The organism is Eikenella glucosivorans, assembly GCF_016025525.2.
Lineage (GTDB): Bacteria > Pseudomonadota > Gammaproteobacteria > Burkholderiales > Neisseriaceae > Eikenella > Eikenella glucosivorans.
The window spans coordinates 25,737-46,221 of the sequence record NZ_JACSGR010000009.1; the positions used below are offsets into that span (position 1 = coordinate 25,737).

The 20,485-nt window shown below is 59.3% G+C and carries 16 protein-coding genes and 1 pseudogene; 13 read left to right on the top strand and 4 right to left on the bottom strand.

Annotated elements, in window-relative coordinates:
* Positions 1–285 precede the first annotated feature (285 nt).
* On the bottom strand, positions 286–1,758 hold the full coding sequence (locus H9Q10_RS11515; RefSeq protein ID WP_197904128.1) for an aldehyde dehydrogenase family protein: 1,473 nt from the start codon (positions 1,756–1,758) through the stop codon (positions 286–288).
* A gap of 380 nt (positions 1,759–2,138) precedes the next feature.
* Between H9Q10_RS11515 and H9Q10_RS11520 the strand changes: the two genes are divergently transcribed.
* Both H9Q10_RS11520 and H9Q10_RS11525 read left to right on the top strand, forming a co-directional pair.
* On the top strand, positions 2,139–3,215 hold the full coding sequence (locus H9Q10_RS11520) for an Ldh family oxidoreductase (RefSeq protein WP_197904129.1): 1,077 nt from the start codon (positions 2,139–2,141) through the stop codon (positions 3,213–3,215).
* A gap of 228 nt (positions 3,216–3,443) precedes the next feature.
* Positions 3,444–4,238 carry a thymidylate synthase gene (locus H9Q10_RS11525; RefSeq protein WP_197904130.1) on the top strand — a complete coding sequence of 265 codons (795 nt, stop codon included), beginning with the start codon at positions 3,444–3,446 and terminating at the stop codon, positions 4,236–4,238.
* A gap of 79 nt (positions 4,239–4,317) precedes the next feature.
* Here the strand turns inward: H9Q10_RS11525 and H9Q10_RS11530 are convergent, their stop codons facing one another.
* A complete protein-coding gene (locus H9Q10_RS11530) occupies positions 4,318–6,177 on the bottom strand; it encodes an ABC transporter ATP-binding protein (RefSeq protein ID WP_197904131.1) in 1,860 nt (619 codons plus the stop codon).
* A 520-nt stretch (positions 6,178–6,697) separates the two neighbouring features.
* On the opposite strand from H9Q10_RS11530, the gene H9Q10_RS11535 reads away from it, so the two are divergent.
* From H9Q10_RS11535 to H9Q10_RS11575, 9 genes and pseudogenes are all read left to right on the top strand, one after another.
* Positions 6,698–7,552 (top strand): mechanosensitive ion channel family protein, encoded by an 855-nt coding sequence (locus H9Q10_RS11535; RefSeq protein WP_197904132.1) that lies wholly within the window; start codon positions 6,698–6,700, stop codon positions 7,550–7,552.
* A gap of 44 nt (positions 7,553–7,596) precedes the next feature.
* Entirely contained in the window at positions 7,597–8,589 is a 993-nt protein-coding gene (locus H9Q10_RS11540) for a sel1 repeat family protein (protein ID WP_197904133.1), read from the top strand.
* 12 nt (positions 8,590–8,601) lie between these two features.
* A pseudogene (locus H9Q10_RS12360) lies at positions 8,602–8,730 on the top strand (SEL1-like repeat protein); the annotation flags it as partial.
* A 248-nt stretch (positions 8,731–8,978) separates the two neighbouring features.
* The gene (lptF, locus tag H9Q10_RS11550; protein ID WP_197904135.1) at positions 8,979–10,091 is read left to right on the top strand and encodes an LPS export ABC transporter permease LptF; all 1,113 of its coding nucleotides are present in this window, start codon (positions 8,979–8,981) and stop codon (positions 10,089–10,091) included.
* On the top strand, positions 10,088–11,158 hold the full coding sequence (gene lptG / locus H9Q10_RS11555) for an LPS export ABC transporter permease LptG (protein WP_197904136.1): 1,071 nt from the start codon (positions 10,088–10,090) through the stop codon (positions 11,156–11,158). The genes lptF and lptG overlap by 4 nt, the downstream gene beginning before the upstream one ends.
* 127 nt (positions 11,159–11,285) lie before the next feature.
* Positions 11,286–12,389, top strand: coding sequence for a leucine-rich repeat domain-containing protein (locus H9Q10_RS11560; RefSeq protein WP_197904137.1), 1,104 nt, complete (start codon positions 11,286–11,288; stop codon positions 12,387–12,389).
* Positions 12,390–12,502: 113 nt separating this feature from the next.
* Positions 12,503–13,123, top strand: a complete 621-nt coding sequence (locus H9Q10_RS11565; protein ID WP_197904138.1) for a riboflavin synthase subunit alpha — start codon at positions 12,503–12,505, stop codon at positions 13,121–13,123.
* The gene (locus H9Q10_RS11570) at positions 13,120–13,725 is read left to right on the top strand and encodes a 1-acyl-sn-glycerol-3-phosphate acyltransferase (protein WP_197904139.1); all 606 of its coding nucleotides are present in this window, start codon (positions 13,120–13,122) and stop codon (positions 13,723–13,725) included. The genes H9Q10_RS11565 and H9Q10_RS11570 overlap by 4 nt, the downstream gene beginning before the upstream one ends.
* Before the next feature lie 189 nt (positions 13,726–13,914).
* The gene (locus H9Q10_RS11575) at positions 13,915–14,727 is read left to right on the top strand and encodes an RNA methyltransferase (protein WP_197904140.1); all 813 of its coding nucleotides are present in this window, start codon (positions 13,915–13,917) and stop codon (positions 14,725–14,727) included.
* Between the two features lie 92 nt (positions 14,728–14,819).
* On the opposite strand, the gene H9Q10_RS11580 is transcribed toward H9Q10_RS11575, so the two are convergent.
* Positions 14,820–17,135 carry a Tex family protein gene (locus tag H9Q10_RS11580; RefSeq protein ID WP_197904141.1) on the bottom strand — a complete coding sequence of 772 codons (2,316 nt, stop codon included), beginning with the start codon at positions 17,133–17,135 and terminating at the stop codon, positions 14,820–14,822.
* 132 nt (positions 17,136–17,267) lie between these two features.
* Positions 17,268–17,948 (bottom strand): SMI1/KNR4 family protein, encoded by a 681-nt coding sequence (locus tag H9Q10_RS11585; protein ID WP_197904142.1) that lies wholly within the window; start codon positions 17,946–17,948, stop codon positions 17,268–17,270.
* A gap of 139 nt (positions 17,949–18,087) precedes the next feature.
* Between H9Q10_RS11585 and yjgA the strand changes: the two genes are divergently transcribed.
* Positions 18,088–18,657, top strand: coding sequence for a ribosome biogenesis factor YjgA (gene yjgA, locus H9Q10_RS11590; RefSeq protein WP_197904143.1), 570 nt, complete (start codon positions 18,088–18,090; stop codon positions 18,655–18,657).
* A 188-nt stretch (positions 18,658–18,845) separates the two neighbouring features.
* The gene (locus H9Q10_RS11595; RefSeq protein WP_197904144.1) at positions 18,846–20,411 is read left to right on the top strand and encodes an AmpG family muropeptide MFS transporter; all 1,566 of its coding nucleotides are present in this window, start codon (positions 18,846–18,848) and stop codon (positions 20,409–20,411) included.
* Positions 20,412–20,485 lie beyond the last annotated feature (74 nt).

A 20,485-nucleotide genomic window follows, 5' to 3' on the forward strand; every position in this document is an offset into this window, starting at 1 on the left:
TAAGTATTATATTTTTAATCATATTTTTCTTCAAGTGTAGCAAGCGCAGGGTGCGTGCGATACGCACTCGGTTTGGGAAACTTGCCTACCGCGTGCGCGGCTGCGCACGCGCTGCCTTGCCATACATTGAAGCAAAAGCCGCAAACCATTTTCAGGTAGCCTGTGCCGGCTGTAGGCTACCTGAAAAATAACGGCAATCGTGCCTGTTGGATGAATCGGGCATCAGCGGGCGTAAAAAAGCTGCCGGAATTTCCGGCAGCTTCGCGTTTCGGCACACGGGCAAAATCAATACATCCCTTCGCGCTCTTCGCGGGTGCTGATGTAGATGTTTTTCACCTGGGTGTAGGCGGCGAGCATCATTTTGTGCGTTTCGCGGCCGATACCGGAGGTTTTGTAGCCGCCGAAGGGGGCGCCGGCGGGCAGGCGGTTGTAGCAGTTCACCCACACGCGGCCGGTTTCCAGGGCGCGGGATACGCGCAGGGCGCGGTTGATGTCGCGCGTCCACACGCCGCCGCCGAGGCCGTATTCGCTGTCGTTGGCCAGCTTGATCACTTCCTCTTCGGTTTTGAATTTGATCACGGTGGCCACCGGGCCGAAGATTTCTTCTTGGGCGATGCGGCTGCTGTTATCGGCGGCAATCAGAGTGGGCTCCACGAATTCGCCTTTGCCCAAATCGCCTTCGATTTTCTTACCGCCGGTGATGATGCGCGCGCCTTCTTGCTCGCCGATTTTCACGTATTTCAAAATTGTGTTGAGCTGGCCGGCGTTCACCTGCGCGCCCATCTGGGTGTCGTCTTCCCAGGGCAGGCCCACTTTCACTTTCTTAAATTCTTCGGCCAGCGCGGCCACGAATTTATCGTAAATGCCTTCCTGCACGAAAATGCGCGAGCCGGCGCAGCACACCTGGCCTTGGTTGAACAAAATGCCTTTCTGGGCGCCTTCGAGGGCTTTGTCGAACGGCATGTCGTCGAAGAAGATATTGGCGGATTTGCCGCCCAGCTCCAGGGTGGCGGGAATCAGCAGCTCGGCGGCGGCAATGCCCACGCGGCGACCCACTTCGGTGGAGCCGGTGAAGGCGAGCTTGTTGAAGCCTTTGTGGTGCAGCATGTATTCGCCGGATTTGCTGCCTTTGCCGGTGATTACGTTGAGCACGCCTTTGGGCAGCAGGTGGTTCACTTTCTGGGCGAAGGAAAGCAGGCTCAGGGAGGTGCTGGAAGAGGGGTGGATCACGATGGTGCAGCCGGCGGCCAGCGCGGGGGCGATTTTCCAGGCGGCCATCAGGAAGGGGAAGTTCCACGGGATGATCTGGCCGACCACGCCGATGGGCTCGCGCAACACGAGCGACAGGTCTTCGGCGTCCAGCTGGTTGGCGCTGCCTTCTTCGCCGCGGATCACGCTGGCGAAATAGCGGAAATGGTCGGCGGCCAGCGGGATGTCGGCGGCGCGGGTTTCGCGGATGGGTTTGCCGTTGTCCAGGGTTTCCTGCAAGGCAAACAATTCGGTATTTTCGTCGATCACGTCGGCAATCCGGTTCAGGATGGCGGCGCGTTCGGCGGCGGTGGTGTGGCGCCAGGTTTGGAAGGCTGCCTGCGCGGCGGCCACGGCGGCGTCCACGTCGGCATCGGTGGCATCGGTGAATTTGGCCAGGAGCTCGCCGTTGGAGGGGTTGTGCGATTCGAGCAGGGTGCCGGGGCGGGTCCATTCGCCGTTGATCAAGAGGCCGTATTCACGGTCGAAGACATCTAAGTTTTTAGCCATTTCTTTGGTTCTCCTAGGGATGGTCATATCGGTGTTATGAAGCCGTAAAATAAAACAGCACCTCTTTGATGCTGCGGCTTGAGCATAGTCTTTTTTATCTTTCCGTTCAAGAATGCAGATTATCAAACGGCTTTTTGCTGTCCCATTGAGGCTACCTGAAAAAAGGAAGGGCGCGGCGGGCAACTTGTGAACAAGGCGCGTTGGGGCGGCACGGATTTTGCGCTTGCATCGGCAGCGGATTGAGACGAAAATCGCCATATAACAAGCATAAGCAGCCCGCCGCCGGCAGCCGTTTCCCGCTTGGAAAAGCGATGGCGGGCAGGCGGCACGCATCGGAGGCCAACCGTTTTTTGTGAACGCAGAAGCGTGGAGGAAAAGCAATGCAAACGATAAAGAAAATTGATGCCGCCGCCCTGCGCGGCTTTACCGAGGCCGCGTTTAAGGCATACGGTTTCGCGCCGGAGGAGGCAGAGCAGATTACCGACGTGCTGATGGCCGCCGATTTGTGCGGTGTGGACACGCACGGCTCGCAGCGGCTGGATATGTACCGCAAAAACATCGCCGGCGGCTTCGTGCGCATCGGCGCCAAGCCGGAAACCGTGTTTGAAACGCCCGTGTCGGCGGTGGTAGACGGCCATGCCGCGATGGGGCAGCTGGTGTCGCGCTACGCCATGCAGCTGGCCATCGACAAGGCCAAGCAAAGCGGTATCGGCATGGTGTCGGTGCGCAATTCCAACCACTACGGCATCGCCGCCTACTACAGCAGCATGGCCGCCAGCCAAGGCCTGGTGGGCATTTCCATGACCAACTCCTTCCCCATCGTGGTGCCCACCTACGGCCGCAGCCCGATGATGGGCACCAACCCCATCGCCGTGGCCATCCCCGCCGATCCGCTCGATTTCAGCCTGGATGCCGCCACCTCCGTGGTGGCCTTCGGCAAGCCCGAGGTATACAACAAAAAAGGCATCCCCGTGCCGCTGGGCTGGGCGATTAACAGCCAGGGCGTAGACGAAACCGACCCGCAGATTATCGTGGAATGCGTGCGCCAAGGGCTGGGCGGCGGCATGTATCCCCTGGGCGGCAGCAGCGAGCTGTTCGGCAGCCACAAGGGCTACGGCTATGCCGTACTGGTGGAATTCTTTGCCGCCAGCCTCTCGCAGGGCGTTACGTCTAACCACACCATGAAAAACGGCAGCGCCGGCATCTGCCATTATTTCTCCGCCTTCAACCCCGAAATCTTCGGCGACGCCCAAGCCATCCGCCGCCATTTCAGCGCCTATCTGCAAGAGCTGCGCGAATCGGAAAAAGCCGCCGGCCAGGAGCGGATTTACATCCACGGCGAAAAAGAAGCCGAATGCAGCCGCGAACGCAAAACCGGCGGTATCCCCATCCTGCCCAAAACGCTCGACGAAATGCGCCGCCTGGCCGAAGAGCTGGGGCTGCCGTTTGAGTGGTAGGCGGCAAACGCAGGCGTGAGAAAGGCTACCTGAAAATATTGCCAATCGTTTTTCAGGTAGCCTTTTCTATCCGCACAGTTCATTTCTGCCCATCGGTTTTAGCTTCGCAGAAACTCAGCCTTGCTCTGCAAGACATCGTTTTAACTTCGTTGAAGCTCACGCTTTCAGGTAGCCCCCCGCCCAAACGTGTACAATACGCCGTTTTCATTCCAAGCACGCCCAGTACCCATGCGCCCATACCTCAGCCTCCTCCAACACATCCTCGACCACGGCACCGACAAATCCGACCGCACCGGCACCGGCACCCGCTCCGTGTTCGGCCATCAAATGCGCTTCGACCTCGCCCAAGGCTTCCCCCTGCTCACCACCAAAAAGCTCCACCTGCGCTCCATCATCCACGAGCTCCTCTGGTTTCTCAAAGGCGACACCAACATCCGCTACCTCAAAGAAAACAAGGTATCCATCTGGGACGAATGGGCCGACGAAAACGGCGACCTCGGCCCCGTGTACGGCTACCAATGGCGCTCCTGGCCCGCCCCTGACGGCCGCCACATCGACCAAATCGCCAATGTCGTCGAACAAATCCAGTGCAACCCCGACAGCCGCCGCCTCATCGTATCCGCCTGGAACCCAGCCCTGGTGGACGAAATGGCGCTGCCCCCCTGCCACGCCCTGTTTCAGTTTTACGTGGCCGAAGGCCGCCTCTCTTGCCAGCTCTACCAGCGCAGCGCCGACGTCTTCCTCGGCGTGCCCTTCAACATCGCCAGCTACGCCCTCTTAACCATGATGATGGCGCAAGTGTGCGGCTTGAAGCCTGGCGAATTCATCCACACCTTCGGCGACGCCCACCTCTACAGCAACCACTTCGAGCAGGCGCGCCTCCAGCTCACCCGCGAGCCGCGAGCCCTGCCGCAAATGCAGCTCAACCCCGAAGTGCGAAACCTCTTCGACTTCCGCTTCGAAGACTTCGAGCTGCAAAACTACGACCCGCACCCGCACATCAAAGCCCCCGTGGCCGTGTAGCGCCGGCCGGGCAAGATAAAGGCTACCTGAAAATTTTCAGGTAGCCTTTTTAGTTTAGTTGGCTAAAACGCGCTCATGCTCACTTTTCGCCCTGCGGATGCGCCTTCACGCTGAGGAAGCCGCCGCTCTGGTGCGCCCACAGGCTGGCGTAGAGGCCGCCTTTGGCCAGCAGCTCGGCGTGGCTGCCTTCTTCCACGATGCGGCCTTGGTCGAGCACGATGAGGCGGTCCATGGCGGCGATGGTGGAGAGGCGGTGGGCGATGGCGATCACGGTTTTGCCGTCCATCATTTTATCCAGGCTTTCCTGAATGGCGGCTTCCACTTCGGAATCGAGCGCGCTGGTGGCCTCGTCCAAAAGCAGAATCGGCGCGTCTTTCAGCATCACGCGGGCGATGGCGATGCGCTGGCGCTGGCCGCCGGAAAGTTTCACGCCGCGTTCGCCCACGTGGGCATCGTAGCCGCGGCGGCCTTTGGCGTCGGAAAGGTTGGGGATAAAGCCGGCGGCTTCGGCGCGCTCGGCGGCCTGCAGCATGTCGGCTTCGGTGGCGTCGGGGCGGCCGTAGATGATGTTGTCGCGCACGGAGCGGTGCAGCAGGCTGGTGTCTTGCGTAACCAGGCCGATTTGGGCGCGCAGGCTCTCTTGGGTAACGTCTTCGATGTTTTGGCCGTCGATGCAGATTTTGCCGCTTTGCGGCTCGTAGAAACGCAACAGCAGGTTGACGATGGTGGATTTGCCGGCGCCGCTGCGGCCGATGAGGCCGACCTTTTCGCCGGGCCGGATGCGCAGGCTGAAGCCGTTTAAGAGGGGTTTGCCCGGCTCGTAGGAAAAATCGATGTGGTCGAAGCAGATTTCGCCTTTGCTCACCAGAAGCGGCTTGGCTTCGGGCTTGTCGAGGATGGTTTGCGGTTTGGAGAGGGTGCCCATGCCGTCGGTTACAACGCCGATGTTTTCAAACAGGCGGGCGGATTCCCACATGATGTATTGCGAGAGGCCGTTCACGCGCAGGGCCATGGCGGTGGCGGTGGCCACGGCGCCCACGCCCACTTGCCCCTGGTGCCACAGCCAGATGCCGAGCACGGCGGTGGAGAGGGTGAGCGCAGTGTTCACGGCGGCGCTGGCGCTGTAGAGCAGGGTGGCCAGCCGCATTTGCGCGTGCACGGTTACCATGAATTCTTCCATCGAGCGGCGGGCGTAATCGGCTTCGCGCGCACCGTGGGAAAAGAGCTTCACGGTGGCGATGTTGGCGTAGGCGTCGGTTACGCGGCCGGTCATCAGCGAGCGGGCGTCGGCTTGGCGGGCGGCGGTTTGGCCGAGCTTGGGGATCAACAAGCGCATCACCAGGCTGAAGGCCACCAGCCAGCCGATGAAGGGCAGCAGCAGCCAGCTGTCGAGCGCCACCAAAATCACGCCGGAGGTGATGAAATACACCAGCACATACACCACCATATCGGCGATGGTCATCACCGTGTCGCGTACGGCCAGCGCGGTCTGCATCACCTTGGCCGACACGCGGCCGGCAAATTCGTCTTGGTAAAAGCTGAGTGATTGGCCGAGCATCAGGCGGTGGAAGTTCCAGCGCAGGCGCATGGGGAACACGCCCTGCAACACCTGCAGGCGGATGGAGGAAGTGAAGAAGGTCCACACCACAAACACCACCATCAGCACACCCATGCCGATGAGCGCCCAGCCTTTTTCGGCAAACAGGGTGGCGGGCGTGTAGCGGCCGAGCCAATCGACGATTTTGCCCATAAACTGGAACAGCAGCGCTTCGGCGATGCCGATGCCGGCGGTGAGCAGCGCCAAGAGCGCCAGCCAGCCGCGCACGCCGTCGAGGTTGCTCCAGATAAAGCCGGAAAGGCCGTTGCGCGGGGTTTGCGGCGCGCCGTCGGGGTAGGGGTTGATGCGGTTTTCGAACCAGGAAAAGAAACGGTTGAGCATGGTGTGGCAGTGTGTCGTTCAAATAGGAATTTAAGGGTTTCGGGCAGCCTGTTTGCTCAGGCTACCTGAAAAGCGCGGCTTCAACGAAGCGGGCCGATGTTTGGCGGAGCTAAGGCACGGGCTGATGTGCAAAACCGTGGCCGGATTGGCGTAAAAGCGTGGCTGAAAAGGCCGCTATCATAACAGAAACAGGGGGCTGGGCACAGAGCGGCTGCCGGGCGGGGAAAACCGGCCGGCGGGCTGCGGGGCACCGATTGGCTATATAATGCGCGGCATCGGGGCGAATCGCTGCCCGCAACAGGAAGGCTTCAGGCTACCTGAAAAACACAGCCGCCCCAAATGGCGGGTGATGCGGCCTTGCCTCATTCTCAAAAATCTGAAGCGGCCACGGTTTCATCGCGCGGGAATTTGCCCCGCTCGTTTTAACTTCGTTGAAGCTTGCGCTTTAGCTTCGCAGAAACTCAGCCTTGGCTGCGCCAAGACATCGTTTTCAGGTAGCCTCACTCAAGGGAAAACAATCATGTGGAACACATTGCAAACCTGGCTGCACGGCAGCCCGACGGCCTATCAGTGGCTGGGCACGCTGTTGCTGGTGCCCGGGGTGTTGGCGGCGCGGCTGGTGCTGCTGCGCCTGTATTTCCGCCGCCATCCGCGTTTGGAAATCGATGAAATGCGCCGCGCGCTGGTAATGAGCCGCAATATGGCGCTGATTGTGTGCGGGCTGGGGCTGTTTGGCGTGTGGTTTGCGCAGATTCAGACTTTCGCGCTTTCCATGGTGGCGCTGGCGGCGGCCACGGTGCTGGCCACCAAGGAGCTCATCATGTGCCTTTCCGGCAGCCTGATGCGCATGGTTACCAAACAGTATTCGGTGGGCGATTTCATCGAAATCGGACACATCCGTGGGCGGGTGGTGGACATCAATATGTTCAACACGCTGGTGATGGAAGTCGGGCCCAACGCGCTGGTGGAGCATATGTCGGGGCAGACGGTGTCGTTTCCCAACAGCCTGGTGCTGGCGCAGCCCTTGTGGCGGGACAATGTGTTCGGCAGTTATGTGGTGCACACTTTCGAGCTTCCCGTGCCGATTGCGCTGAATCCGGCCGCGGTGCTGCCGCCGCTGCGCATGGTGCTGGAGCAGCGGTGTGCGCCGGATATGGCGGCCATCGCGGCCTATCTGGAACAGGTGCAGGCGCAGCGCTTGTTTATCACGCCGCCGGCCGAACCGCACATCGCCTGCGTGCCCTTCGACGACAAGCTGTATAAGCTGGTGATCCGCTTTGCCGCGCCCCTGCCGCGGCGGCTGGAAATCCAGCAGGCGGTGTTGGATGAATTTATGCGGGTGCAGCACGGTTTGCTGGCGTGGGCGGCTACCTGAAAACGGGATGCTTTGCGTTTTAACTTTGCTAAATGGAGAACGGGATGGTGAATAAGCCTTTATTGATGAAAATATTGTTGATTTCTGGGTTGGTTGCGGTAACGGGGGTAGTACTGAAGCCGAACTGTGCATCAGCAGGCAATAGGGAAACCGAAATATCGCAAAATACATCGGCATTGACACCAGATGTTTTGATGGATCAGGCGGTTGCTGCATATGATCGGCAAGACTATGCCCGAGCCTTTGAATTATTCCAATTTCTGGCCAAACAAGGGAATGCCGTGGCGCAAAGCCAGCTTGCCCTGATGTATTCCTCCGGTGCAGGCGGGATACAGGATAAGGCTTTGGCTCGGGAATGGTGGGAAAGGGCAGCGGTACAGGGCAATGCGGCGGCACAGGGTAACTTAGGTATTATGTATAAAACCGGCGATGGGGTGGTTCGGGATTATGCACGGGCTAGAGATTGGTTGGAAAAGGCTGCTGCTCAACAAAATGCTACTGCCCAATATGCTTTGGGCGATTTATACGAACTCGGCCAAGGGGTAAAGCAGGATTATGTGCAAGCCCGTAATTGGTATGAGAAAGCTGCCGAACAGGGAGAAGTTGGTGCACAAGTCAATTTGGCCTTGCTGTATGCTCAAGGGTTGGGTGTGCCGCAAAACGATCAACAGGCGCGGTTTTGGCTCGAAAAGGCGGCCGGGCAGGGTGATCCTGTGGCACAGGCCAATCTCGGCTTACTTTATGCGGAAGGCCGCGGAGTGGAGCAAAACTATGCAACCGCCAAGGCATGGTATGAAAAGGCGGCAGCACAGCAGTATGCCGGTGCACAATTTAACCTTGGCCGGCTATACGAGCAAGGAACTGGAGTAAAGCAGGATTATGCCCAAGCTAGAAACTGGTATGAACAGGCAGCAGCACAAGGGCATCCTACGGCACAGCTTAATCTCGGTGGATTGTATTTTTACGGAAGAGGCGCACCGCAGGATTTTGCCAAGGCAAGGGAATGGTATGAAAAGGCGGCAGCTCAGGGGAGTTAGGAAGCGCAATTCAATCTTGGCATGATGTATGCGAAAGGTGTGGGAGTGTCCGTGAACGTTGCCCAGGCCAGATTATGGTTTGAACGGGCGGCGGCGCAGGGCGATCAAGATGCGCAAGAGGCGTTAAGACAGCTTCAATAGAAGAGGCAATAAAACAATTAAAGCAAAAATAGGCAGCGTGGCAAAAAAGGGCGTTCTGCCGTACAATCCGCGCGATTTGTTTAACGGGGCAAAGGCTTGGCTGCGTTATACGGGCAGGCTACCTGAAAATTCGGAGGCTGCCTGAAACCTGATCCCCAAACCCTCCTGCAATAGAGGGAGGTAAGCCGCAAAATTGCCTCCCCACCGCCACACCGGCCGGCTGCAAACCGGCCTTGCTATGGAACGATATGGTTTATCAGAGAAAATTCATTAAAGAAGTGTCGCAAACCGCCATGGGCGTATTCGTGCTGCTCCTGGCCACGCTGGTGGCGGTGCAGGCGGTGAAGCTCTTGGGCGGCGCGGCCGGCGGCAAGGTGGCGGCCGATGCGGTGGCCACGCTGGTGGCATTTTGGACGGTGGCGCTGATGCCCGTGGTGCTCATCCTCACCGCCTACATCAGCGCACTCACGGTGCTGTCCCGCTATTGGCGCGACAGCGAAATGGCGGTGTGGCTCTCTTCCGGCCTGTCGCTTTATGGCTGGATTAAGCCGCTGATGGCCTTTGCCGTGCCCTTCGCTCTGCTCACGGCGCTGGTGTCGATGCTGGTGATGCCGTGGGCAGATGCGCGCAGCCGCGAGTTTGCCGAAGTGCTCAAGCGCCGGCAAGATACATCCATGGTGCGGCCGGGCGTGTTTCAGGAATTCGGCGGCAGCACGCCGCGCGTGTATTTTGTGGAGAAATTTGACGCGGGCAGCGGCGAGGCGGCCAATCTGTTTATCCGTGAGCAAAACGCGCAGGGGCGCGACACGCTGATTACCGCCGAGCGCGGCCGTTTCGCCGAGGCCGATAACCAGCGCACGCTGGAGCTCTTCAACGGCCGGCGCTACAGCGGTACACCCGGCATGGCGGATTACGATGAAGTTTCCTTCGAGCGGCTGCACCTGATTGTGGGCACTGCGCCCAAGCTGGTGCAACGCGACATCCACCGCCGCACAGTACCCACCGCCGAATTATGGGGGGCTTCGAGGTTGGATTTACAAGGAGAGCTGATGTGGCGTATTAGTATGCCGGTAAGTGTCGTGATTTTGGCATTATTGACACTACCTTTGTCTTACACAAACAACCGGGGTGGCCGAAGCTACGGCTTATTGGCAGCCATCGTGGCGTTTCTGTTTTATCAGAACGGATTAACATTTATGCGCAATAGTATTATCAGCGGTAAGATTCCATTTTGGCTGGGATTAATGTTGCTGCATGTGTTGATGTTGTTGTTTGCATTGTTGTTGTTGCGCATACGAAGCCGTCCGGCGCGGCCGTTTTGGCAAGCATTACGTTTGGCTTTGGGAGGCAAACCGGCATGAAACTGCTTACCCGCTACCTGATTTTCCGATTAAGTGCAGCCACCTTTTATGCTTTATTGGCGATGGTGGCAGTATTTTCTTTTTTTGAAATAGCCAATGCCGTCGATAAAGTGGGTACGGGCGATTATACGGTTGGCATTATGTTGTTGTATGTGGGGATGCGCTTGTTCGGGCATGCCTACACTTTGCTGCCTCTGGCAGTTCTGGTTGGATGCTTGGTGGCACTGAGTCAGCTGGTGGCATCCAGTGAAATGGCTGTTATCCGCACCAGTGGGGCTTCGCTTATGGGCATCATTGCCAGCATAGCGACAGTGGGCTTGATTTCCGGGCTACTTGGAGGAGCCTTGGGTGAGTGGGTGGCGCCACAGATGATGCAACGAGCCGAACGTTTGTGGCTGCATTCGTTGCAAAGAACCGTGAGCCTCGGCGGCAGCGGCCTGTGGTTTAGGCAGGGGCGCGACAACATCAATGTGCACGAAATGCTGCCCGACGGCCGCCTGCGCGGCATCCGCATCTACCGCTACAACGAACACGCCGCCCTCGCCGCCGCCTGGCAGGCCGAAGAAGGCCGTGTAAACGGCAACGGCACCTGGACGCTCAAGCAGGTGGCGCGCACCGACCTGCTGGCCGAGCGCACACACACCGAGCGTCTGCCCGAAACGCAGTGGAAGAGCGAAGTGGGCCTGGATTTGCTCGGCGTGCTGCTGGTGGACACCGACCAAATGTCGGCGCGCAGCCTGAAGGTGTACATCGACCACCTGCAAAGCAACGGCCAGCAAACCGCCGCCTATGCCACCGCCTGGTGGCGCAAGCTGCTCTACCCGCTGGTGTGCACGATTATGGCGCTGGTGGCGCTGGCCTTTACGCCGCAGAGCGCGCGCCACGGCAACATCGGCGTGCGCCTGTTTCTCGGCGTGTGCCTCGGGCTGGCCTTCCATTTCGCCGGCCTGCTCTCCGGCTATGTGGCACAACTCTCCGGCTTGCCGCCCTTGGGCGCCGCCACGCTGCCCGGCGCGGTGTTTGCCCTTGCCGCCGCTTGGTTGATCCGGCGGCAGGAAGTGCGCTGAGAAGGGGCTGGCTGAATTTTCAGGTAGCCTGTTTGAATCTTCCTCAGGCTACCTGAAAATAAGATGGCGGCATTTTTCAGGTTTCAGGTAGCCGCAAAAGATGGCTTATCCAATGAAGGGAAGAGAAATGGCAGGTGCTTTCAGCTGCTGGCTGAATTTTTGGGATATTACCCATGATTTGGACAAGTTCTATCGGGAATTGCCCCAATACAAAGACAAAATCCACGAGCTAGACCGCATTCAGATTAGCGGTTGGCGGGATGACGATGCGGAAGCCGTGATTAAGGCCATCCTGCCCGTGTTGTGGGAGGAGGTGTTGCAACATTATCCTGCCACCCACCTTCGCTTTTTCGGGTATCGCGATTTCGATGTGGATTGGATTGCCGATTTCCCCGGGCTGCAAAGCCTGGCGATTGAAATCAGCGTGGGCAGCATCCGTAATCTGGAAAAACTGGCCAAGTTTGAACGCCTGCAAACTTTGGCTTTGGAGGCGAACCAGGGCTTCGGCAGCTTGGATTTCCTCAGCGGCGTGAATCCGAACCTGCAAAAGCTATATTTGAATTCCGAAACCAAATCCGCCAAATCCGATTTGAGTGTGCTCGCCCGCTTCCGGCAGCTGAAAACGCTGTATGTGAAAAAACTAGAGAAAAATCTAGACACCACCGTGGCCGGGCTCCCCGAGCTGGAAAGGCTGGTATTGCGCAGTATTTCCAAGCCCAAAAACCTCGATTTCGTATCCGGCCTGAAGGGTTTGCAATACCTCACGTTGCAACTGTGCGGCTTTGAAAACGTGGATGCCGCCGCGCGGCTGCCTGAGCTGAAATATTTGCAGCTGTGGCGGCTGCCCAAGTTGGAAAATCTGGATTTCGTGTCGCAAATGCACAGCTTGCAGTTTTTGTTTGTGGAAACCTTGAGCGGCATCACGCGCTTTCCCAAGGTAGCTGATTTGCAGAAGCTGCGCCGGGTGAAGATTATTTCCTGCAAAAACCTGGCCGATTTCAGCGAAGTGGCGCACAGCCGTTCCATACGCGAGTTTGCCATCCAAAACGCCACGCAGCCGGATTTGGCTATCTATATTCCGATTATTGAAAACCGGCACATTGAACAACTCGGCATCGGTCACGAAAAGGTAGCCACGCAAAACGAAATGCGGGCGCTGGCGCAGCAGCACGGACGTGAGCGGATTGCCGTGTATATGTATCCCGATTTCGAGCATTTCGTATTTGAATAGGATATGTGCAGGCAGTCTTTGCCCATATTCGTCAAGGCTACCTGAAAAATAGGCTTGGCAATTTTCAGGTAGCCTGTATATAGCAGTCATCACAGTATAATCAAGGAGAAACCATGTTTACAGGAATCGTGCAAGGCCTGGGCGAAGTGCTGGCGGTGGAGCAGCGCGCGCCCGATTTCCGCAGTCACACCGTGCGCCTGCCCGAAGGTGCGGCAGCCGACTTGCAGGTGGGTGCATCGGTGGCGCACAACGGCTGCTGCCTCACCATCACCCGCGTGCGCGAAAACGGTGCGGCCGATTTCGACCTGATGGGCGAAACCTTGGCCAAAACCAACCTCGGCGCGCTGCGGCCGGGAGACCGGGTAAACATCGAGCGCGCCGCCCGCTTCGGCGACGAAATCGGCGGCCACAGCATGAGCGGCCACATCAGCAGCACCGCCGAAATCAGCCGCATTGAAGCAAACGGGCTGAACCGCACCGTGTGGTTCCGGCTACCTGAAAACCTGAAAGGCTATGTGTTCCCAAAAGGATTCATCGGCTTGGATGGTTGCAGCCTCACCGTCGGCACGGTAACGGAAGATGAATTTAACGTGCACCTGATTCCCGAAACCCTGAACCGCACGCTGTTTGGCCGCCGCCAGGCCGGCGAGCGCGTGAACGTGGAAATCGACCCGCAAACACAGGTAATCGTGGATACCGTGGCGCGGATTCTGGCCCAGCGGCAAGGGGAATGATGGAGCTGCCGACGCAAGTGCCGCGCCGGGGCGGCAGGCTGAGCCGCCGCGTGGCGGCTGTTTTGCTGCGGTTCTTGGGCTGGCGCGTGGCCGGCAGCGTGCCGGATGTGGCCAAATGCGTGGTCGTTGCCGCGCCGCACACGTCTAATTTCGACGGGCTGTATGTGTTGCCCGCCATGCTGGCTGTGGATTTGAAAATCAGCATCTTCGGCAAGCAAAGCCTGTTTGCCGTACCCGGCCTGGCGGCGTTTTTGCGCTGGGCGGGCGTGATGCCGCTGGATAGGGCGCACGCCGGCGGCGTGGTGGACGAAGCCGTGGCCAGCTTCCGCCACAGCAATCGCCTGTTTCTCGGCATTTCGCCGGAAGGCACGCGCCACGCCGCGCTGAAATGGAAAAGCGGCTATTGGCGGATTGCGCGCGGCGCGGGCGTGCCCGTATTGCCGGTGGCGATTGATTATGCGCGGCGCGAAGTGCGCTTCCTGCCGCTGTTTGCCCCCACTGCCGATATGGCCGCCGACCACGCCGCCTTGGCCGCGCTGTTCCGCGGCATCCGGCCGCGCCATCCGCAGCGCCTATCCTTGCCGCTGCGCGAAAACGGATAGCAAACCCCGCGCGAAACCAAGCACAGGACATTGGGTGCGGGCAGGGAAGGCTACCTGAAAACGTCTGCTCCAACGCAGTTAAATGTGCAGTTAAACGCAGCGCAGCGAAAATTGGCAAGCCGCCAAACTGCCCTGCATAAACCAGCGCGTCATGCGTGCCCAGTTTTACAAAAAAGCAAATAAAAGCTGATGGATACAACAAACATTCCTGCCCCTCCCGACTACCTGCGCCACATCCGCGTGGTGCTCGCGCGCACCAGCCACCCCGGCAACATCGGCGCCGCCGCCCGCGCCATGAAAACCATGGGCTTGAGCCGCCTCACCCTGGTGGCGCCCAATCTGATGGCCACGCCGATGACGCCCGAGCCGCCCGCCTTCGATGCCGGGCGCGCCGCCGAATTCCGGCTGCCGGAAGAAAGCTTCATCCTCGCTTCCGGCGCGCGCGACGTGCTGGAGCAGGCGGAAACCGTGGCCACGCTGGATGAGGCGCTGGCCGGCACCGTGCTCAGCTGCGCGCTCACCAGCCGCCGCCGCGAGCTCTCCGCCCCGCTCTTCACGCCGCGCGAGCTGGTGCCCGATTTGCTGCAGGCCGCGCGGCAGGGTTTTCAGGTAGCCCTCGTGTTCGGCAACGAAACCTTCGGCCTGAATATCGACGAAGTGCAGCGCTGCAACCGCCTGCTCACCATCAGCGGCAATCCCGCCTATTTCTCGCTCAACCTGGCGCAGGCCGTGCAGGTGGTGTGCTACGAGATTTTCAGCCAAACCGGCGTGGGCGTGAACCGGCTGGCACACGAGCACACCCCCGCCACCCACGAGCAGATCCACGGCATGGTGGACCACCTGGAGCAAATCATCGAGCAAACCGGCTTTGCCCACCGCCGCAACCAAGAGCGCATGATGCGCCGCCTGCACAGCCTGTTCGACCGCGCTTCACCCAGCCGCGAAGACATCGATTTGCTGCGCGGGCTGTGGAACAGGATCGGGCAGCGCCTGAAGGGGTGAGCTTGCCTGAATGATGGATGGGGCAAAGAAAGGCTACCTGAAAACCATGCTTCGGTTTTCAGGTAGCCCTTTGTTGAGGTGAAGCGGTGGTTTTAACGCTTCAATTTCGCCAGCGCATCCGCCATCGCCGAATTGGCAGGCTGCTTTTCGCGCGGCGGTTTGCCGTTTTTCAGGCTGCCTGAACGGTTTGCGCCGCGTTCGTTTTTGCCGCGCGGAAACTCGCTCCGCTCGTTTTCAGGTAGCCTTCTGCTACGTTTTTCCGCGCCCGCTTCATCATCCAGCCGCATGGTCAGCGCAATCCGTTTTCTCGCGGCATCGACTTCCAATACTTTCACTTTTACCACGTCGCCCGCTTTGACCACTTCGCGCGGGTCTTGGACGAACTTGTTCGCCAGTGCGGAAATGTGCACCAAGCCGTCCTGATGGACGCCGATGTCCACGAAGGCGCCGAAGTTGGCGACGTTGGAAACGACGCCTTCCAAAATCATGCCGACCTGCAAGTCGCTGATTTCGTGGATGCCTTCGGCGAAGGAGGCCGTCTGAAACTCGCCGCGCGGGTCGCGGCCGGGTTTTTCCAGCTCGGACAGGATGTCCAAAATGGTGGGCAGACCGAAGCGTTCGTCGGTAAAGTCGGACGCTTTGATTTGCTTGACGCGCTCGCGGTTGCCGATGAGTTCGGCGGCGGTAATGCCTTGTTGCACCAGCATTTTGGCGACGACGGGATAGGCTTCGGGGTGAACGGCACTCGCGTCCAGCGGCTCTTTGCCGCCGTTAATCCGCAAGAATCCTGCCGCCTGCTCGAAGGTTTTTTCGCCCAAACGCGGCACTTTCAGCAATTTTTTGCGGCTGTCGAACGCGCCGTTTTCGTCGCGGTAGGCAACGATGTTTTGGGCAAGGGTTTGATTCAAACCGGAAATTCGCGCCAAGAGCGGGGCGGAGGCGGTGTTTACATCGACGCCGACGGCGTTCACGCAGTCTTCGACCACTGCGTCCAGCGATTTGGCAAGCTGCGATTGGTTCACGTCGTGCTGATACTGCCCCACGCCGATGGATTTGGGGTCGATTTTGACCAGTTCCGCCAGCGGGTCTTGCAATCGGCGGGCGATGGACACTGCGCCGCGCAGGGAAACGTCCAAATCGGGGAACTCGCGCGCCGCCAGTTCGGACGCGGAATAGATGGACGCGCCCGCTTCGGACACGACGATTTTGTGCAGCCCCATTTCAGGTAGCCCTTTCACCAGTTCGCCCGCGATTTTGTCGGTTTCGCGGCTGGCGGTGCCGTTGCCGATGGCGATGAGCTTCACGCCGTGCTGTTTAATCAGGCGCGACAGCGTTGCCAACATATTGTTTTCTTGGTGCAAATAGACGATGACGGTATCCAAGAGCTTGCCCGTATCATCGACCACAGCGCATTTCACGCCGTTGCGGTAGCCGGGGTCGAGGCCCAGTGTGGTCAGCCGTCCGGCGGGCGCGGCGAGCAGCAGGTCTTTGAGATTGCGGGCGAACACGGTAATCGCGTCGGTATCGGCGGCTTCTTTCAGACGACCTAGGGCTTCGAGTTCCAGCGACAAAAAGATTTTCGCGCGCCAAGTCAGGCGCACGGTGTCGCGCAGCCATTTGTGGTCGTCTGAAACTTTGAAGCGGCGGGCAATGATTTGCTCGTATTCGCTTTGCTGCGTAATCGGTGTGTCGTCCGGCTGATATTTGAGTGCGATGTTCAACACGCCTTCGTTGCGGCCGCGCAAAACCGCCAGCGCGCGGTGGCTGGGCATGGTGCGCACGGGTTCGCGGTGGTCGAAATAATCGCTGAATTTTTCGCCTTCGTTTTCTTTGCCTTCAACGACTTGCGCGTGGATTTCGGCTTCGTTCCACAATTTTTCGCGCAGCGTGCCGATGAGTTCCGCGTCTTCGGCAAACTGCTCCATCAGAATCGCGCGTGCGCCGTCCAATGCGGCTTTGGCATCGGGGATGTTTTCGTTGAGATAATCCTGCGCGGCGGCTTCCACGTCCTGCGGCTGCGTTTCCAACAACAAATCCGCCAGCGGCTGCAAACCGTGTTCACGCGCGATTTGCGCTTTGGTGCGGCGTTTGGGTTTGTAGGGCAGATACAGGTCTTCCAGCGCGGTTTTGTTGTCGGCGGCTTCGATTTGTGCCTTAAGGTCGTCTGAAAGTTTGCCTTGTTCTTCAATGCTTTTTAAAACAACGGCTTTGCGCTCTTCCAATTCGCGCAGGTATTGCAGCCGCTCGGCAAGCTGTCGCAACTGCGTGTCATCCAGCCCGCCCGTGGCTTCCTTGCGGTAGCGGGCGATAAACGGCACGGTCGCGCCGTCGTCCAAAAGCTCGATGGCGGCGGTGATTTGTACGGCGGTAGCGGAGAGTTCTTGAGAGAGGATTTGGGTGATGTTCATGGGTGTGCTTTCTAAAAATATCAGGCTGTTTCGGTAAAAGGCTACCTGAAAAAACGCTGTCTTGGCGAAGCCAAGGCTGGGTTTTTGTGTTAGCTAAAGCGCAGTTTCTGCGAAGTTGAAAATATTGGCGGTTTACTCTTCATCGTCATAGGAAGTGTAGAGCCAGTTATCCCAGCCGAACAGTTCGAGTAGAGCATCGAAGCGTTCTTGCTCGGCGGTGCCGATAAACACGCCGCCGGCGTTTCCGTTTTTGGCGAAGCAGAGCAGGATGATTTCGTGGAAGCCGTCGGTGTAGAAGCGTTGGTTTTCTTGGCGCAGTTCGACGATTTCGGCGCGGTTTTGTTGGATAAACTGCATGGCTTGGGTGCTTACCGATTCTTCGTCCATGATATTGGCGCAGTAGGGCAGACCGCCCATAGCGGCGTTGGTGCAGGCCAGTTCCAGCAGCAGGGCGCGGGTATCGGGCAGGTGCGGCTGCCATTCGTAGCCGCCTGTTTCGCCCACGTAAAAGCCGATGTGGACGGGCGGGTTGTCCTGCGGCAAGTCGGCTTTAGCGATGCCGCACAGGAACACGCCTTGGTTTTCTTCTGCCAGCACCAGATAATCCTGGCCAAAATCCATTTCCGCCAAAGGCAGCAGTCGGTTGAACGACTGATTGACCGCGTTGCTGCCGCCCAAGGCGAGCAGATATTCGCGCAGCACGGCGGGAAAGCGGATGCCCAGGCGTTGCTCGGCGGCGTAGACTTCGGTTTCGGGCAGGCCGCAGGGGGGCTTGAACTGATAGAGGGTGGCGATGTGTTTGAGATAATCCATAAATTTAGGTGTGAGGCTACCTGAAAAATCCGTTCGGAAGCAAAACGCGGATTATGCCACATATCGGTTTTCAGGTAGCCCGAAAGCCGCCGCACGCAAACTTTGCTAAAATGCCGCCATCTTTTTTACGGAAACCGCCATGCACAAGCAGCCAAGCAGCCAGCAGGAACAAGAACAAGAATGGGTGAGCAAAACCCGCCGCAAGCAGGAAATGCACGATTTGCAGGACTTGGGCATGCAGCTCGCCCGCCTCTCCGCCGACACGCTGAAGAAAATCGAACTGCCCGAAGAATTGCGCGAAGCCATTGCCATGTATAGGAAAATCCACAGCAACGGCGCGCTCAAGCGGCAAACCCAATACATCGGCCGCCTCATGCGCGACCTCGATCCCGCCCCCATCCGCGAATTCCTCGACAAGCTGCAAGGCAGCCACGCCGCCTACAACGCCTTCTTGCAGCGCGTGGAGCAGATGCGCGAAACCCTGCTGGAACACGACGACGCGCTCACCGGTTTCCTGCGCGACTACCCCGCCGCCGAAGCCGGCCAGCTGCGCACCCTCATCCGCAACACGCGCAAAGAGCGCGAGCAGGCCAAACCGCCCAAACACTTCCGCGCTCTCTACCGCTACCTGAAAGAAATAATGGAGGCGGATCATCCCGCCGCAGAACTGCCTGCCGCAGAAGGGGAAGAAGAGCAGGGCGGGGAATAAGTAGGAGCTGCCGAAGCGGTTCGTGCCCCTGCTTGCAGATGATTGATAAAGGCTACCTGAAAAACGGTTTTCCGGTTTTAACTTGGTTGAAACCGGCGTTTTCAGGTAGCCTTTGCCCAATCTTGCCACCGAAGCAAACGCGCTATAATGCCGCGTTTTCCCGTTTTGCCCGCGTGCGGAATATTGCCATGACGTCATCCAGCCAACACCCAGCCGATTCCCCAGCCACAGCCGACAGCCAAACGCCCAAACGGCGCGCCTGGGCGGGCTATGCCGACCGCCGTGCAGCGGCCATGCTGCTGCTGGGCTTTGCGGCGGGGATTCCGATTTTGCTGATTTTTTCCAGCCTTTCCCTGTGGCTCACCGAAGCGGGGGTGGACCGTGCCACGGTTACCATGTTCAGCTGGGCGGCGCTGGGCTATTCCTTCAAATTCATCTGGGCGCCGTTGGTGGACGCGCTGCCGCTGCCGTGGCTCACGCGCCGTTTGGGGCAGCGCCGCGGCTGGCTGCTACTCTCACAGGGGCTGATTGTTGCGGCGATTTTGGCGATGGCTGCGCTCGATCCGGCACAGGCGGCGGCCCTGCCTTGGATGGCGGCTGCGGCGGTGCTGCTCGGCTTTTCTTCGGCCACACAGGACGTGGTGATCGATGCCTACCGCATCGAAATCGCGCCGGGCGATGCGGGCATGCAGTCGGTGATGTCGGCCACTTACACGGCGGGCTACCGTGTGGGCATGATTGTGGCGGGTGCAGGCGCGCTGTGGCTGGCCAGCGGTTTCGGCTCGGAGAAGGGGCATTATCTGTATGCGGCCTGGCGCAACACTTATTGGCTGATGGCGGCCACCATGGGTGCGGGTGTGCTCACCACGCTGTGGGTGCGCGAGCCGGCGGTGCGGCGCGAGCGGCCGGCGGGCGCGGCGTTGGGCGACAATGCGCGGCTGGTGGGCTTGTTTGCCTGCGCGGTGCTGGCTTTTGTGCTGGTGTTCCGCCTGGCGGGCGGGTGGCTACCTGAAAATTCGGGGCCGCTGGCCTCGCTGCTGCTGGAGGGCTTGCGGCTTTCTGCGGCGCTGGCGGCGGCGGCTTTGGCGGCGCGGCTGCTGGTGGCGTTGCGGCTGGTGCGCGGCGAGGCGGTGCGCCAAACTTGGGTGTCGCCGCTGGCGGATTTTTTCCGGCGCTACGGGCGGCATGCGGCCTTGCTGTTGGCTTTGATCGGGCTGTATCGGATTTCGGATATCGTGGCCGGGGTGATTGCCAATGTGTTTTATGCCGATATGGGCTTTAGCAAGGATGAGATTGCGGGCGCGGTGAAAACGTTTGGCGTGCTGATGTCGATTGCGGGCGGCTTTTTCGGCGGGGTGTTGGCGCAGCGTTTTGCTGTGATGCGCATGATGATGCTGGGCGCGGTGTTGGCTTCGGCCACCAATCTGCTGTTTATCCTGCTGTTTTGGCAGGGGCACAATCTGCCCTTCCTCTATCTGGCGGTGGCCTTCGACAATTTGGCGGGCGGGCTGGCCAGCGCGGTGTTTGTGGCCTTCCTCTCTTCGCTCACCAGCATCCGGTTTACCGCGGTGCAATACGCGCTGTTCAGCTCGCTGATGACGCTGCTGCCCAAAACGCTGGGCGGCTATTCGGGCAGCATCGTGAACCAAATCGGTTATGACGGCTTTTTCTTGTTCACCGCGCTGCTGGGCGTGCCGGTGCTCGGGCTGGTGTGGCTGGTGCGGCGCAAGCTGCCTGTGCAGGGCGGGGGATGAGTTTGAGTTGCCCGGCAACCCGCTTTGCTTGTTTTAGCTTCGCAGAAACTCGCTGCGTTGGTTTTAACTTCGTT

Bases quoted from the DNA above. Each gene is read 5' to 3' on its own strand.
- H9Q10_RS11515 (WP_197904128.1), bottom strand. From the start codon at position 1,758: ATGGCTAAAAACTTAGATGTCTTCGACCGTGAATACGGCCTCTTGATC.
- H9Q10_RS11520 (WP_197904129.1), top strand. From the start codon at position 2,139: ATGCAAACGATAAAGAAAATTGATGCCGCCGCCCTGCGCGGCTTTACC.
- H9Q10_RS11525 (WP_197904130.1), top strand. From the start codon at position 3,444: ATGCGCCCATACCTCAGCCTCCTCCAACACATCCTCGACCACGGCACC.
- H9Q10_RS11530 (WP_197904131.1), bottom strand. From the start codon at position 6,177: ATGCTCAACCGTTTCTTTTCCTGGTTCGAAAACCGCATCAACCCCTAC.
- H9Q10_RS11535 (WP_197904132.1), top strand. From the start codon at position 6,698: ATGTGGAACACATTGCAAACCTGGCTGCACGGCAGCCCGACGGCCTAT.
- H9Q10_RS11540 (WP_197904133.1), top strand. From the start codon at position 7,597: ATGGTGAATAAGCCTTTATTGATGAAAATATTGTTGATTTCTGGGTTG.
- lptF (WP_197904135.1), top strand. From the start codon at position 8,979: ATGGTTTATCAGAGAAAATTCATTAAAGAAGTGTCGCAAACCGCCATG.
- lptG (WP_197904136.1), top strand. From the start codon at position 10,088: ATGAAACTGCTTACCCGCTACCTGATTTTCCGATTAAGTGCAGCCACC.
- H9Q10_RS11560 (WP_197904137.1), top strand. From the start codon at position 11,286: ATGGCAGGTGCTTTCAGCTGCTGGCTGAATTTTTGGGATATTACCCAT.
- H9Q10_RS11565 (WP_197904138.1), top strand. From the start codon at position 12,503: ATGTTTACAGGAATCGTGCAAGGCCTGGGCGAAGTGCTGGCGGTGGAG.
- H9Q10_RS11570 (WP_197904139.1), top strand. From the start codon at position 13,120: ATGATGGAGCTGCCGACGCAAGTGCCGCGCCGGGGCGGCAGGCTGAGC.
- H9Q10_RS11575 (WP_197904140.1), top strand. From the start codon at position 13,915: ATGGATACAACAAACATTCCTGCCCCTCCCGACTACCTGCGCCACATC.
- H9Q10_RS11580 (WP_197904141.1), bottom strand. From the start codon at position 17,135: ATGAACATCACCCAAATCCTCTCTCAAGAACTCTCCGCTACCGCCGTA.
- H9Q10_RS11585 (WP_197904142.1), bottom strand. From the start codon at position 17,948: ATGGATTATCTCAAACACATCGCCACCCTCTATCAGTTCAAGCCCCCC.
- yjgA (WP_197904143.1), top strand. From the start codon at position 18,088: ATGCACAAGCAGCCAAGCAGCCAGCAGGAACAAGAACAAGAATGGGTG.
- H9Q10_RS11595 (WP_197904144.1), top strand. From the start codon at position 18,846: ATGACGTCATCCAGCCAACACCCAGCCGATTCCCCAGCCACAGCCGAC.